The organism is Treponema sp. (assembly GCF_045657965.1).
Classification (GTDB): Bacteria; Spirochaetota; Spirochaetia; order Treponematales; family Treponemataceae; genus Treponema_D.
In genome coordinates this window covers 18,873-32,177 of the sequence record NZ_JAZOUG010000299.1, presented here as the reverse complement: position 1 = coordinate 32,177, position 13,305 = coordinate 18,873, and the positions used below count along the sequence as shown (strand labels likewise).

General features: G+C 39.5%; 10 protein-coding genes. 5 read left to right on the top strand and 5 right to left on the bottom strand.

From position 1 onward, the window contains the following. Nucleotides 1–379: 379 nt before the first annotated feature. Nucleotides 380–1,156: an RHS repeat domain-containing protein gene (locus ACKI5B_RS11485; RefSeq protein ID WP_407428879.1), complete on the bottom strand. Its 777-nt coding sequence runs from the start codon at nt 1,154–1,156 to the stop codon at nt 380–382. Between the two features lie 146 nt (nt 1,157–1,302). Then, a complete protein-coding gene (locus tag ACKI5B_RS11480; protein ID WP_407428877.1) occupies nt 1,303–2,871 on the bottom strand; it encodes an ATP-binding protein in 1,569 nt (522 codons plus the stop codon). Nucleotides 2,872–2,964: 93 nt separating this feature from the next. Between ACKI5B_RS11480 and ACKI5B_RS11475 the strand changes: the two genes are divergently transcribed. Together ACKI5B_RS11475 and ACKI5B_RS11470 are read left to right on the top strand one after the other, a co-directional pair. Continuing rightward, entirely contained in the window at nt 2,965–4,185 is a 1,221-nt protein-coding gene (locus ACKI5B_RS11475) for an SLC13 family permease (protein WP_407428875.1), read from the top strand. 12 nt (nt 4,186–4,197) lie between these two features. Further along, entirely contained in the window at nt 4,198–5,415 is a 1,218-nt protein-coding gene (locus tag ACKI5B_RS11470) for a DUF763 domain-containing protein (RefSeq protein WP_407428873.1), read from the top strand. On the opposite strand, the gene ACKI5B_RS11465 is transcribed toward ACKI5B_RS11470, so the two are convergent. Beyond that, complete coding sequence (locus tag ACKI5B_RS11465) at nt 5,412–6,245, bottom strand: sugar phosphate isomerase/epimerase family protein (protein ID WP_407428871.1); 834 nt, start codon at nt 6,243–6,245, stop codon at nt 5,412–5,414. The two genes, ACKI5B_RS11470 and ACKI5B_RS11465, sit on opposite strands and share 4 nt — an antisense overlap. A gap of 159 nt (nt 6,246–6,404) precedes the next feature. Here ACKI5B_RS11465 and ACKI5B_RS11460 point away from each other — a divergent pair, with 159 nt between their 5' ends. From ACKI5B_RS11460 to ACKI5B_RS11450, 3 genes are read left to right on the top strand one after another with little or no spacing between them, the layout of a single operon-like run. Beyond that, entirely contained in the window at nt 6,405–8,096 is a 1,692-nt protein-coding gene (locus ACKI5B_RS11460) for a hypothetical protein (protein ID WP_407428869.1), read from the top strand. A gap of 6 nt (nt 8,097–8,102) precedes the next feature. Continuing rightward, nucleotides 8,103–9,074, top strand: coding sequence for a glycosyltransferase family 2 protein (locus tag ACKI5B_RS11455; protein WP_407428867.1), 972 nt, complete (start codon nt 8,103–8,105; stop codon nt 9,072–9,074). Between the two features lie 4 nt (nt 9,075–9,078). Next, a complete protein-coding gene (locus ACKI5B_RS11450; protein ID WP_407428865.1) occupies nt 9,079–9,789 on the top strand; it encodes an SAM-dependent methyltransferase in 711 nt (236 codons plus the stop codon). A 6-nt stretch (nt 9,790–9,795) separates the two neighbouring features. Here ACKI5B_RS11450 and ACKI5B_RS11445 read toward each other — a convergent pair whose 3' ends face one another. Further along, nucleotides 9,796–10,350 carry a hypothetical protein gene (locus ACKI5B_RS11445; protein ID WP_407428863.1) on the bottom strand — a complete coding sequence of 185 codons (555 nt, stop codon included), beginning with the start codon at nt 10,348–10,350 and terminating at the stop codon, nt 9,796–9,798. Between the two features lie 153 nt (nt 10,351–10,503). Further along, on the bottom strand, nt 10,504–13,293 hold the full coding sequence (locus tag ACKI5B_RS11440; protein WP_407428861.1) for an ankyrin repeat domain-containing protein: 2,790 nt from the start codon (nt 13,291–13,293) through the stop codon (nt 10,504–10,506). Nucleotides 13,294–13,305 lie beyond the last annotated feature (12 nt).

Below are 13,305 nucleotides of genomic sequence, written 5' to 3'. Positions count from 1 at the left end.
TGTTGAATTTTTCCTCTAAAACAATCATTTTCCTCTCTTTTTTAACTTAATCCAGCGTTTTTTTTCGCTGATTTTTCCTATACTCCGGCAAATTACTATTTGTGGGAGTTGAGATTGGCGAAAATTCCGCTATACATGACTTAGCGGAAAAGGATATACTAAGGTAATCAAAAAATACCTACAAAATAATTAATTAGAAATACAGTATATACTACTATTGAACCAATATGCCGAGATAAATTCCATGTATTTATCTCTTTTTCGGACTTTAGTTCAATAACGAAATTAACTATCGATAAAGGTAACAATAAAAAAATAAAATCTTTATCTTTAAAATAGCCAATAAAACAAGTTGCTTCAGCAAAGAGTAAGATTCCTGTCATTCTTGTTCCTCTGTAGTATATTTATCAAAGTTTTTTTCAAATTGTTTACTTGCTGTGCCAGATACAAAATTAGATATTCCTTGAGGTAGTTTTTTTGTAAAGGAACCAGAAATCTTTCCAATAACATAACTTCCACCATTTTTCACGGCAGTTTCTTTCGCTTTATCAATATCTTCTTGCTCACCTGTAATTGCAGCTTTACCAGACCGTGCAGCAACCTCTATGGCAGAACAGATTGTCGATGCAGTTCCAGCCCCAGCACTAAATTCAGGTTGTATTATAGATGTTTCAAGTGCTAAATCCGAAAGAACTTCGCTTGAAACTTCCGAAATGGTAGCGACACCCTCAAGTGCATCTGCTGCCATTTCCTTTCCAGCTGCTATCGTAACATCTTTCGCTAGTGCTTGTGCAGATTTGTCTCTGTTAGCTGCATCTGCGTACAGTTTTGCAGTTTTAGCTCCGCTATCATGTTCGATAAGGAAACTGAAGAAATCTTTTGGTGACATATAGGGTAAATCAATCTTTCCATCCGGGTCGATATAGCGTACCGGATTATTCCCTGCATAGTGGTACAAATTGCCATTGATGTGATTAAATACACCTCCCATGCCCGGTAAATTTGCATTATTCCGACGTGCTTCATCCATCTCCTTACCCGTAAACTTGTACGGCAGAAATTTGTTGCCTGAGTTGTTTGTCTTTTCTATCCAGATTTCGCCGTAAGGCGTGTATTCAAGCCGCTGATATTCCCGATTATACAGGTTTGAATTCATAACTAAATTTTAAGACAGTCCCTGTGCATCGTGCAATCAGTTTATTCTTTTTCCAAGAATACTCTTATTTATAAAGTGATTTTTTAGTAACTGTAATGGACTTTTTGGAGATATACAAAACTTAAAACTCAGGCGTTTTCGTTATTTTAATACTTCCAGCCGAGCATTCCCTTGCCGTCGCTTGAGAATACAACTCCGACTTTATACATCTGCTTTCCGCTTACAGCAAACCGTTCTGAATAGCCGTTGGCATCAATTTGAGTCAGAGCTTCTTCTGCCACTTCTTCGAAGTTTCGGCCTTTGTCCATCTTAAGTTCGAAAATAAAAACGCTGTCCTTTGTCGTGACGATTACATCGCTTCTTCCAGCAACAGACTGAAGCTCCGAAAAAACATTGTAGCCGGTCATTCTGAACATAAGGTGTGTAACAGATTCGTAATAGTTTTCGCACATGTCTTTTTTGACGATTGTAGGTAAATCTGCAATTGCAGCCTTTATGATTCCAAGAAGCCGGTCGATATCATGGGAATCCAAGGCATCCACTACATTATCAATTGCAAGTCCCATGTCGTCGTCAGGCACTTTTACGAATTTTTTCAGAAGGACATTCAAAAATCCTTCCTCGATTTCGCGGTTCGGAAAATCAAGCGTGTAGATGCGCCTCGTTTTCTCAAATCCTTTGATTGTAAGGTATCCGCTCTGATAAATCACAGGCAGCATGTTCTTTGAGTCAGGGTCATAATTTTTGAAATTGTCCTCTTTTGCCTTTTTGCCGTTGATTAGAGTCGAAAGGAAAAACGGCTGGTTCTGAAGGGTCTTCACAAGGAAAGTCGGGGTGCCGCTTTCAAACCAGTAGGAACCGAAATCTTTTTCTTTAAAGCATTTAAGAAGGCAGAACGGGTTGTACACTCCTTCAACATCATGCGTAAAATGATAACCGTCATACATTTCAGCAAGTTTTGTTTTAGTATCAGAAACGGACATTTCCTGACTTTCTGCGAGGGCTTTGATTTCAGGCATAAAATATTCTTCAAGTTCCGACTCGGCTATTCCGCACAAAGAAGAATAGCTGCTGTTCAGACTTATGTCGTCAAGCTGGTTTAACCCACTGAAAATGTTTACATGGCTGACTTTCGTAATTCCGGTTATGAAAAGAAAGCGGATGTATTTGTCCAAATCTTTCAAAGGACTGTAAAAGTTTCTTAATTCCTGACGGTTCTGTTCTTCGTATTCTGTGTAAAGAGCGTCCAGAATCGGTTTGTCGTATTCATCGATTAAAACAACGACCTGCTTTCCTGTCTGACTGTTTGCTGTCATAATCAAATTACTGAGACGTACGGCAGGATTGTCCGACTGTTTTTCCAGTCCAAATATATTTTCATTTTTATTAAGAATAAAATCCAGCATCGAAAGCAGTTTTTCATTATTTTCGTAAGATCCGCCGCCGAAGCTGATTTTTAAGACAGGATACTCTGTCCAGTTTTTTTCCAGTTTTTCGATTGCAAGACCTTTGAATAAGTCTTTTTTACCAAGAAAATAATATTCTAAAGTTGAAAGCAGAAGACTTTTTCCGAAGCGACGCGGACGGCTTAAAAAATATGGTTTACCTTCCGTTACCAGCTTATAGACGAAAGGCGTTTTATCAACATAGATGCAGCCCCTGTTTCGTAAATCCTCAAAATCCTGAATGCCAATCGGTAAATATCTTGCTTCCATGTTTTCTATATTAACATTGATTAAAATACTTTACAATGAATAAACATAACATACTAATTTGCATTTTCCTGTTTTACTGCTATTATTCTAGCCATGGAAAATTTTGCCGTTAAAATAAAAAATCTGTTTAAAAAAGATATAATGCTTTCTGTTTCACTTGTTGCAGCAATTATTTCACTTTTTATTACACCGCCATCAAAAGAACTTCTGCACGATATCAACTGGCGCACCCTTGCCACTCTTTTTATGCTGCTTTCAGTACTTGAAGGCTTTAAAAGCGAAAATATATTCGAACCGCTTTTAAAAATGACCGGTAAATTTTCTTCACTGAAAAGCCTGACAGTTTTTTTTGTATTCTGCGTTTTCTTTTCATCAATGTTTGTTACCAATGATGTTTCGCTGATTATTTTTGTTCCGCTTACCATAATTATGTTCCGCAAGGCAGGGCAGGAAAAATTTATTCTTCCAGTCTTAACATTTGAAAACATTGCAGCAATCCGCGGTTCTCTTTTAATGCCATTCGGAAGTCCGCAGAATCTTTTTCTTTATGCACAAAGCGGCATTTCTACCCCTGACTTTATACTGATGATGCTGCCTCTCTGGATTTTCAGTGCATTTCTTCTGCTCGTGTTTATTTCAGTGCTATATGGTCGAAAAATCCACAGATGCACACAGATTAACACAGATTATATGTATTCTAACTGCGAAGCTGACAGCCTGGGGGAAGCTGCCTGTAAAACAAATAAATCCGATTGTTCCAGTACAGAAAAAACACACCGCGGCCGCAAAATCATGTACATTACGCTTTTTGTGATTGTAGTTGCTTCCATTGTTACCCGCACTCAATTTTATCCGGCAGTTCTTGCGCTTGTTTTTATAACACTTTTAATCGGAGACAGAAAAATTCTTATAAAAACAGATTACGTTCTTCTTCTTACTTTCTTGTGTTTCTTTACATTTTCATCTTCAATCTGCCGTCATCCTGCAATTTCGGTCTTTCTCGAAAAATCAGTGGCAGGTCATGAGTATTTATGGAGCATTTTACTCAGTCAGATAATTTCAAATGTACCGGCAAGTATTGTACTCTATCCTTTTTCTACAGATTTAAGGGCTCTTCTCTACGGACTCGACAGTGCCGGATTATGTTCGATTATCGGAAGTCTTGCAAGTGTAATTAATTTAAGGCTCTACATAAGAGAGTATCCGGGAAAAGCATTTGCATTTATAAAAACATTTACATGGATAAGTCTGGCTTTTTTTGCTGTTGTTGTACTTCCGCAATTATGGCTGATTATTCATCATCAGAATATCTGATATACTCTCATCATGCTCAAACGCTCTGGATACGCAGATTTACCGCTTCACACAGGAGTTGTTCCGAAATGGCTTGCAGACAGAATGAAACTGCTCGGAACAGAAATTATCGAAGCCCTGCTTATCAATTACGGAAAAAAAGAAGTTCTCACCCGTCTTTCTGACCCGCTGTGGTTTCAGAGTCTTGGAGCAGTTCTTGGAATGGACTGGCATTCAAGCGGAATTACCACAAGCGTAATGTATGCCCTTAAACGCGGAATCAACGAGCGCGCACGGGAATTCGGCCTTTGCGTGTGCGGCGGAAGGGGTAAATATTCCCGAAAAACGCCGGACGAACTGCTTTTTCTTGCAGATGCAACCGGCTTAAACGGAAACGAACTTGTAAACGCGAGCAAGCTCACAGCAAAAGTTGACGGATGTGCCGTTCAGGACGGATTTCAGCTCTACATGCACAATTTTATTTTAAGCGATGAAGGAGACTGGACTGTCGTTCAGCAGGGAATGAACACCCTTACAAAAACAGCACGGCGATACCACTGGTCTTCAGAAAACCTGCGCTCATTTGTAGAAACTCCCCACTCAGGAGTCACAGGCGAAAATCAGGGCAAGATTTTGAATCTTACGGACTCGGCCGCCAAAGAAACGCGAAGTACAATCCTCACGCTCACGCAGGAAAATCCGGACAAAATGATTAAAGAAATCGCAAAAATTTCTAATGAAGATTACGCACTTACCTTCGAGCTTAGAAACGACCGAAACCTTGTCATGCCTGACCATCACGATGTGCGTGCAGAAGACGTGGATTTAAAACGGCTTGGCGCAGTTTTGGCGACAGCCTACGAGAATAACAACAAAGACTTTGAAAGCCTTCTACTCACGCCGGGGCTAGGGCCGCGCACTCTTCAGAGCCTCACGCTTGTAAGCGAAGTGATTTACGGGACTCCGAGCAGATTTTCCGACCCTGCCCGATTCAGTTTTGCCCACGGCGGAAAGGACGGACACCCCTTCCCGGTACCGCTTAAAATTTACGATGAATCCATCCGTATTTTAGGGGATGCAATCGAAAAATCAAAGCTTGGCTATAACGATAAAAGTGAATGCATAAAGCGGCTCAACTCCACAGCCCGCCAGATTGAGGCTAACTGCGACCCTGTGGCCGACTTTGAAGCCACATTAGCCCACGAAAAAGCTCACAGTAAAGAATGGGGCGGTCGCACCTGCATGGATTAGCCGACAATGCTTCGGACAAATTCAAGCGAATTCGGAACATCCTTTACCCCTTCGAAAATCAGGTATGCGTCCGGGCATTCGCTCTTTATAATTGGAAGGAAGTCCTTCCAGCCCATAAGGCCTTTTCCGAGAGGTGCAATTTCAAGTTCTTCGCCGTTTACGACATAATCTTTTAAATGGAAGCCTGCGATTTTGCCTTTGAACAGTTTAAGGCAGGTTTCAAAAATCTTTGCCCGCTCTTCGTGGTTTCCGATGTAAAGGTAATTGTAAATATCAACAATGAAACGAAAATTTTCCTGCCCCGGATCGATTTCGTCGGCGAGTCGTTTGAGCATTTCAGGCTTGTACATGCAGTGTCCCCATGCGCCCTCAAGAGCCATGCAGACTCCGGCCTCTTTTGCAATGGCAGGCATCGGAGCGAAAATCTTTTTGACTTCCTGAAAAGCTTCTTCTGTCTGGTTTTTCGGATTGTAAGTCCATTTGTCATCGTTGTAGCTTCCGGTTTCCGAAGCAACGAACTTTGCACCGAATTGTGCAGCATGACGCAGGTGGTCGGCATATTTTTCGGCCCCAGCCTTTACTTTGTCTTTGTTTGAGTGCACTGGATTAAAATATGCACCCAGAAGAGGAATTTCTACATTGTGCGAATTAAAGCCGGTGCGGATTTCAGAAATTACTTCCGGCGTGAGCGTTCCCGGATTTCCGTTCTGACCTTCGACAGCCTTTGCAATCGCAAGCTGAACGCCGTCAAAGCCCCATTCGTGAGCGTTTGTACCAAGCCAGTCGGCGCTTCCCTTTCCTATATCATGCGGTCTGATTAAAATTTTCATGTCATTTTCTCCAAAAAAGTAAGCTCAGATTATCACAGAAAAGCTGTGCGTACAAGACAGGAATTTAAAAACCCGGAATTTGCATTATTTTGTTTTTAAAGTGTTGTATAACCTACCCCCTCCCCGTTATAATTTTAACATTAATTCAAGGAGGATTTTATGAAATTTAAAGTATTTTTCATTCTCTCTATATTTTCGATTTTTTTTGCTTCATGTTCTTTAGCTGACCGCTCTTGTGAAAACCAGGGCATTTCTTTTTCAATTCCTTCAGGCGTACTTTCTAATTCAAGAGCACTTCTCACTTCTTCCACCCAGATTAAAATTACTGCCACAATCGAAGGCTCATCCTCATATTATAATTCACAAAGCTATTCAACCACCTACGCTGATTTTCTTTCGCAAAGCCCTGTCATTACTTTTACAGGCTTAAGAACTTCAGAAACTTATTCCATCAAAGTTGATATTTATTCTGTTACTGACGGTGAACAGACTCTTCTTTACACGGGAAGCCAGTCAGAAATCAAACTTTCATCCAGCGGGGCTACCCGCATTTCCCTTAAAATGGCAGACAAAGCAGTTGCAAGCAGTGTAATTCTCTACAACAAGCGAGCGGAAGATGATCCTAACCTGGATGAAACTCACTATGCGCTTTACAAATTTGACAGAAACTTCTTAAGTTCCTCCTCAGATTCAGAACCGGAAGAAACTTATTCAGCCGGAAATGCTTTTACAGATTTTATCGTTGACTCAGAAAGCAATGTTTATTACACAGACGGAACTACAATTTATAAAAACGGTGAAGCAACAGCTGGCACAAATAGTTTGTATATTTCTGATGTCAAACTCTACAAAGAAAAAAATTCCGGTCTTCTTTTTTACGGCGGTTCTATGGAAAGTGATTTTTACATTGCAGCATACGATGAAGAAAATCAAATTCATTCCCAAGTCTTTCAAGCTTCCAATATTTCAAATTATTTAGACGGTACTGTTTCTGTTTCAAATTATTTTGATTTTGCAGTTTATTTAGAAGAAAATGCAGAAACAAATGATGAAAATGACGATTTAACAACCGTAACAAGAAACGGCTGCATTTTTCTTTCCGCTGGCTGCACATATTCCGAAAGCGAATTGAATCATATTGTATTTATTAAAGTGCCTGTAACATACACAGAAACAACTGAATCAAACGAAAAAACTTCACAAATAAGCCTGTCCGAAAGTATAGCTTCAGGGTTAAAGACTGTTCTGGTTTATCAGGCAGCACCACTTTTTGCAGAAACACTTTCCGATAATGCAGAAATTACAGATATGACCGTTCAGAACGGAAATCTGTATGCACTTTTGAGGGAAGTAAATATACAGGAAGCTTTCTACGATTCAGAAGCAGACCCGCCATTTACTCATTATTCACGCGGTGCAATTGTAAAAATAAATTTATCAACTTTTACTACATGTGAGCTCTATGCAGATTCATCAATTACAAAAAATACCACATTCAAAACAAAAATTGATGAATATAATTCTACGCATAATGTTTACCAGCCTTCATCAACAGGCTGTCTTTTCGGACCACAGAAATTCATAGCTATAAAGCCTAAAAAACTTATCATTGCAGACAATGGTTTCTTCTTTTACAAAGATAATGACGATGATGAAACAAAATTCAGCTATAAAAATATAAACAAAGCAGTCATTTTTGACGAAGACTCTAAAGAAACCAGAGAATATGAAATAAAATCTTCTTTACCTGTGTTCTTTGACAGTGAAGAACAAACAGACGAAATAAAATTTTACTGGGGCGGTTCACCTTACGATGAAAGTCCTTTGGGCTATTGCAAAAACCGCGACTAAAACTAAATGCCTGTTCCCAAAATCTCCGTGTGCATTCCTGTCTTCCGCACTGAAAAATGGCTGGCAGAATGTTTGCAAAGCATCGCTTCTCAGAATTTTAAGGAAATTGAAGTCCTTGTTTTAAGCGATGCAAGCGACGGCAGAGACGAAAACGGCTTAACTGCAAAAAAAATTGTCAAAAAATTTCAAAAATGCGTGGATTTTCCTGTCCATTTTCTTGAAAACTCTCGCACCCTCTGCCTTATCGAAGTACGCCGCCGTCTTGTAGAAGAAGCAGAAGGCGAATACATTTTCATGCTCGATTCCGATGATGCACTTGCGCAAAATGCACTTTCTTTTCTTTATGAAGCAGCTGTTAAAAATGATGCTGATATAGTTCAGGGAAACTGCGTAACAATGGACAGCGAATTAAAAAATCATGTAGAAAGCCGGAACGAATTTCAGGCATTTCAGGGGATTCTTGAAGGCAGAAAGGTTTTTGAAGAATGTTTCATAAACGGAAAATACCGTCCCGTAATTGCTTCAAAACTTATCCGCAAAACTGTTTATCAGAAAGCTTTCAGTCAGATTCCGTTCATTTATGCCCACATGGCAGAAGAAGTCCTGCAGTATTTTTTTATAGCAAGATTTTCAGAAAAATATGCCGGCATCGATGAACCTGTCTATTTGTACCGGCAGGGAACGGGAATAACAGGCAGAAAAATCAAAAATCTTGAAGAATGGCAGAAAGTCTGCTCGGCTTCAGGCATAATCACCGCCCTTTACGACTGGGCAGAAACAGAAACTCAGAATGGAAATCCGCCGTCTGAAGAAGAAATGAAATCTTTACAAAGACTTGCAAAATTTTACTGTCTTAACAATGTAAAACAGCTTCAAAAAAGAGTTTCAGAATACATAAAAAAAGAAGCCCGTGACATGCTCTGCGAGTACTGGGGAAAAGATGCAATTGAACGCACAGAAGAATTTCTGCTAAAATAAAAACATGCAGACAGCCCTTTATTTAATTCCCTGTCCTATGGGAGAAACTCCAAACGAACAGGTTTTACCTTCATACAATCTCGAAGTAGTCAAAAACATCCGGCATTTTATCGTAGAAAGCCGGAAAGCTGCCGTAAGATTTTTAATTTCCTTAGACAAAAGTTTTCCGATTGACGACTGCACTTTTACTGAATTAAGTGAACACACGGACGAAAAAGCTGATTTGTCTAAAATTCTTGTTCCGCTCGAAAAAGGCGAATCAATGGGCGTAATTTCTGATGCAGGCTGTCCGTGCATAGGAGATCCTGGAAGCCGTGCAGTAGAACTTGCCCAGAAAAAAGGCCTGCGCGTAATTCCGCTTGTAGGCCCGAATTCAATGATTATGGCTTTAATGGCTTCGGGCTTTAACGGTCAGAATTTTGCTTTTAACGGCTATCTTCCTGTAAAAAACGGCGAGCGGGAAAGCAAAATCAGGCAGCTTGAAAACAAGGTTTACAAAGAAAATCAGACCCAGCTTTTCATCGAAACGCCTTACAGAAACCAGAAAATGTTCGAAGCGATTTTAAAAACATGCAAAGCCGAAACAAAACTGTGCATTGCCTCAGGAATCACCACGAAAGACGAATTCATCAAAACAAAGACTGTAGCCCAATGGAAAAAAGAAAAGGCACTTCCAATCGAGAAAGTGCCCGCAATTTTTTTAATTTATAAATAAGGAATTTTATTCTGTATCAGTTATCGAAAAACTGTTCAATTTGATATAAACTCCTCCATAGCCAACAATGTCCGGATGTTTTATGTCCGTCATGTTTTCTGAAATAATTACAGGATAATTGCCATAATTTTCATCTGATTTATACGTGACAGAATATTCAATTCGGTAATCTGTGTTTCCGTTTGCAAGTTTTTGTTTATAACGGTTTTCAAGATAATCATACATTTGACTTATATTTTCAAATGCAATATTTCCCCAAGAAAAACTTTTTAATTCTTCAATGCTTTCTTCTGTTTCATTTCCATAATCAAATATAGCAGTTCCATTTTCAACTTGTACGCTTATTCCTAAAATAACAACAGAATCACCAAATCTGAAATCATAATTAAATTTGTAAGAATCGGGTTCCGTCCAAGCCGACCGATTTGTAGTAAATGTTTCGTAATCAGAAAAATACGTACCAGCTGTTAAGTTGGAATTATTTGTTACAGTTTCTTCCGTACAGACAGTAATAAAAACAAGAGAAATTAAAGAGAATACCGAAACAAAAAACTTTTTCATATTTCTCTCCTTTTTTTTAATAGTATTATTTTATGATAAATTTCCATATTCTGTAAAAATAAAGATTTAAAAATAAGAACTCTCTTATCACATTTCTATGTAACAAGAGAGTAAAATAGAGAAAATAGAGTTTTATTCTAACAGTTTATATTTTTATCTTAGCATTTCAGCTACATCACTTCTGCCCCAGCGGCTTGCCATTTCACTGGCAGTTTCGCCGGAAATGTTCTGAGCGGTTTTGTCAAGGCTCATTCCTGCCAAATGCTGGACAATTGTTTTATCTGCTGTCCGGGCAGCGTAATGAAGAATTCCGTCTCCCTGCCGGTCAGTTCGTGTTGCGTTATATTTTACAATTGCATCAAGGATTTCAAGATTCTTTGTTTTGAATACTTCTGTAAGGGCATTATCGCCTGTATTTGTCGCAATAAAAGGATCTGCTCCATATTCAAGAAGCACTAAAGCAAGATTTTTCTGATTTTTTGCAACAGCTTCATTAAGTGCTGTCATTCCTTTTCCGTTCCGCTGGCTCACAGGATAGCCGATATTCAAAAGCTGAGTCATTGTCTTTTTGCTGACATTTTTCTGAACCGCAATATGAATCGGTGTATTTCCGTCAGAATCAACAATTGTTGTGTCGTTGCCAAGAACAGCCTTAATAATATTAATATCAGCGCGAAGGACAAGTGACAAAGGCGTATCTCCGCCGGAATCACGTGAAAGAGGATTTCCGCCGGCTTTTCTAATCATATTGATAATGCCGATATTGCCGGTAAGGGCTGCATCATGATATGCATTACGGCCGAACATTTCCTGAACATGAACGTTAGCCCCGTAACCAAGAAGAAGCTTAACCATTTCCTCATTATTGCTCGAAATAGCGTCCATCAAAACCGTCCGTCCGGTAGCATCAGTTGCATTTATATCAGCCCCGTTCTGAATCAAAAGCACGGACATTTCCTTTTTGGCGGAGCGGCAGGCATCACTCAAAGCCGTCTTTCCGCTCAAATTCTGTGCATCTACATCAACACCAAGGGAAATCAGGGTTTTTGCCGCAGAAAAAGCATTCCATTTTACAGCAGCATGAAGCGGCGTATTTCCAAGATTATCACGGCCGAGTTTGTCTTTAGAATCAATAACCAGGCCGTTATCAATCAGAATGTTGATTGTAGAAGGACTGTCTCCCCTAACGGCAGAAAAAAGAGCTGTTTCGCCGTTTGCATTTTTTGCCTGAACTTTTGCACCTTTCTGGATAAGCGAAACAATTGCATTGTTGAGTTTCCATTCTGCAGCATAATGAAGAGGTGTATTTCCGCTTCCATCAGTTGAATTCAATGTCTTTGATGTAATAAGCCAGTCCTGAAGCTCACCTCCGCGGGTTAAAGCTACACGAAGCGGAGAATTGTTCTGTGTGTTTGTTGCAAAAATATCTGCATCTTTTTCGAGAAGCAAGTCACCTGCATCACGTCTGTTTTTCTGAACTGTTAAAAACAGAACTGAATCACCATTTTTATTTCTTGCGTTTACGTCAGCTCCTGCATCAACCAGATATTTGATATGGTCAAAAGGAGCATCTTTATTAACAGCTGCATGAAGGGCTGTATTTCCGCTTGAATCTTTTGAAGCAATATTGGCTGCACTTACAAGAGTTGAAAGCATTTCAGGACTTTCCTGTTCCAGAGCTTTTGAAAGAGGAGAATTTCCGTTCATGTCTTCTGCATAAATATCAGCGCCGTTCTGAGCAAAGAATTTTACCTGCTGCGGGTGCTGACATTCAATTGCAAGACAAAGAGGAGTAACGCCCTGCTTATTGCGCTCATTGATTTGAGCACCGTTGCTTACCAAAAGCGAAAGAACCTGAACCGGAGAATCTGCCATTGTAGCAACATGAAGAACTGTATCTCCGTACATATCCTTCTGATTTACATTTGCATTGCTTTGAATCAAAAGTGTATAAATCTTTTCCTGAGCTTCAACAGGCATAATCAGAAGCATCGGAGTTTTTCCAAGTGAATCGAGGGCATTTATATTTGCTCCGTTTGTTAACAAAAGATGGGCAATATCAACTCTTCCGTAGCGGACAGCTTCATGAAGAGGAGTAGCACCTGAAATATCCTGAGCTGCAAGAATATCAACTGTTCTTACAGAAGTTTTGTCATTTAAAATGTAATCAACAATACCTGTATGTCCGTCAATTGTTGCAATATGCAGAGGTGTCTGACCGTCATAAAAACGGATAATCATATTGTGGGTGCGCACTGCATCTTCAAAATAAGCAAAATCACCACGGACTAAATCAGAACCAGCCAGAATGAGTTTTGCTGCAATTCGTACTGATGCAGCATTTTCTGCAGTTTCAAAAGCAAGTGCAAGCGGAATTTTTCCTGAATTGTCTTTTACAGAAAGCGGAACGCCAACCTGAATGCAGCGGTTAATTGCTTTTTCATCACGGGTTTTAACAAAATAATGAACGATTGATTCTCCGTCTTCACTGCGGATTTCACCGGTCTGTTTGGTAATCATTGCTTCATACCATTTATCGCCTTTAGCAAGTGCTAATTCAAGGGCAGTGTTTTCCTGGGCATCTTTTGCGAAAATATCACCATGAACTATTGCAAGAACTTTTGAAGCTTCAAGACAATTGTTTTTGATTGCAACATGAAGGGCTGTATCTCCGTTGTTGTTTTTAACTTCTGTATCAGCGCCCTTTATAATCAAAAAACTGACCAGATCAGCTTCATTTGCACGTGCAGCTAAATGTAATGCCGTATTTCCATCAGCATCTAAAGCATTTATATCTGTTTTATTGTTAAATAAATCTTTGGCCTCATCATAACGCCCCTGCATAATCAGTTCGTGAACAGACTGCTGTTTTGGAGTTGTCACACATGCAAGAAGTACAAAGATTGAAATTATAATCAGTGAAGTTGAAATTATTTTTTTCATATTTAGTTTTTC

Coding starts and splice junctions, on each gene's coding strand:
- ACKI5B_RS11485 (WP_407428879.1), bottom strand. CDS start 1,156: ATGAATTCAAACCTGTATAATCGGGAATATCAGCGGCTTGAATACACG.
- ACKI5B_RS11455 (WP_407428867.1), top strand. CDS start 8,103: ATGCCTGTTCCCAAAATCTCCGTGTGCATTCCTGTCTTCCGCACTGAA.
- ACKI5B_RS11450 (WP_407428865.1), top strand. CDS start 9,079: ATGCAGACAGCCCTTTATTTAATTCCCTGTCCTATGGGAGAAACTCCA.
- ACKI5B_RS11440 (WP_407428861.1), bottom strand. CDS start 13,293: ATGAAAAAAATAATTTCAACTTCACTGATTATAATTTCAATCTTTGTA.
- ACKI5B_RS11480 (WP_407428877.1), bottom strand. CDS start 2,871: ATGGAAGCAAGATATTTACCGATTGGCATTCAGGATTTTGAGGATTTA.
- ACKI5B_RS11460 (WP_407428869.1), top strand. CDS start 6,405: ATGAAATTTAAAGTATTTTTCATTCTCTCTATATTTTCGATTTTTTTT.
- ACKI5B_RS11475 (WP_407428875.1), top strand. CDS start 2,965: ATGGAAAATTTTGCCGTTAAAATAAAAAATCTGTTTAAAAAAGATATA.
- ACKI5B_RS11465 (WP_407428871.1), bottom strand. CDS start 6,245: ATGAAAATTTTAATCAGACCGCATGATATAGGAAAGGGAAGCGCCGAC.
- ACKI5B_RS11445 (WP_407428863.1), bottom strand. CDS start 10,350: ATGAAAAAGTTTTTTGTTTCGGTATTCTCTTTAATTTCTCTTGTTTTT.
- ACKI5B_RS11470 (WP_407428873.1), top strand. CDS start 4,198: ATGCTCAAACGCTCTGGATACGCAGATTTACCGCTTCACACAGGAGTT.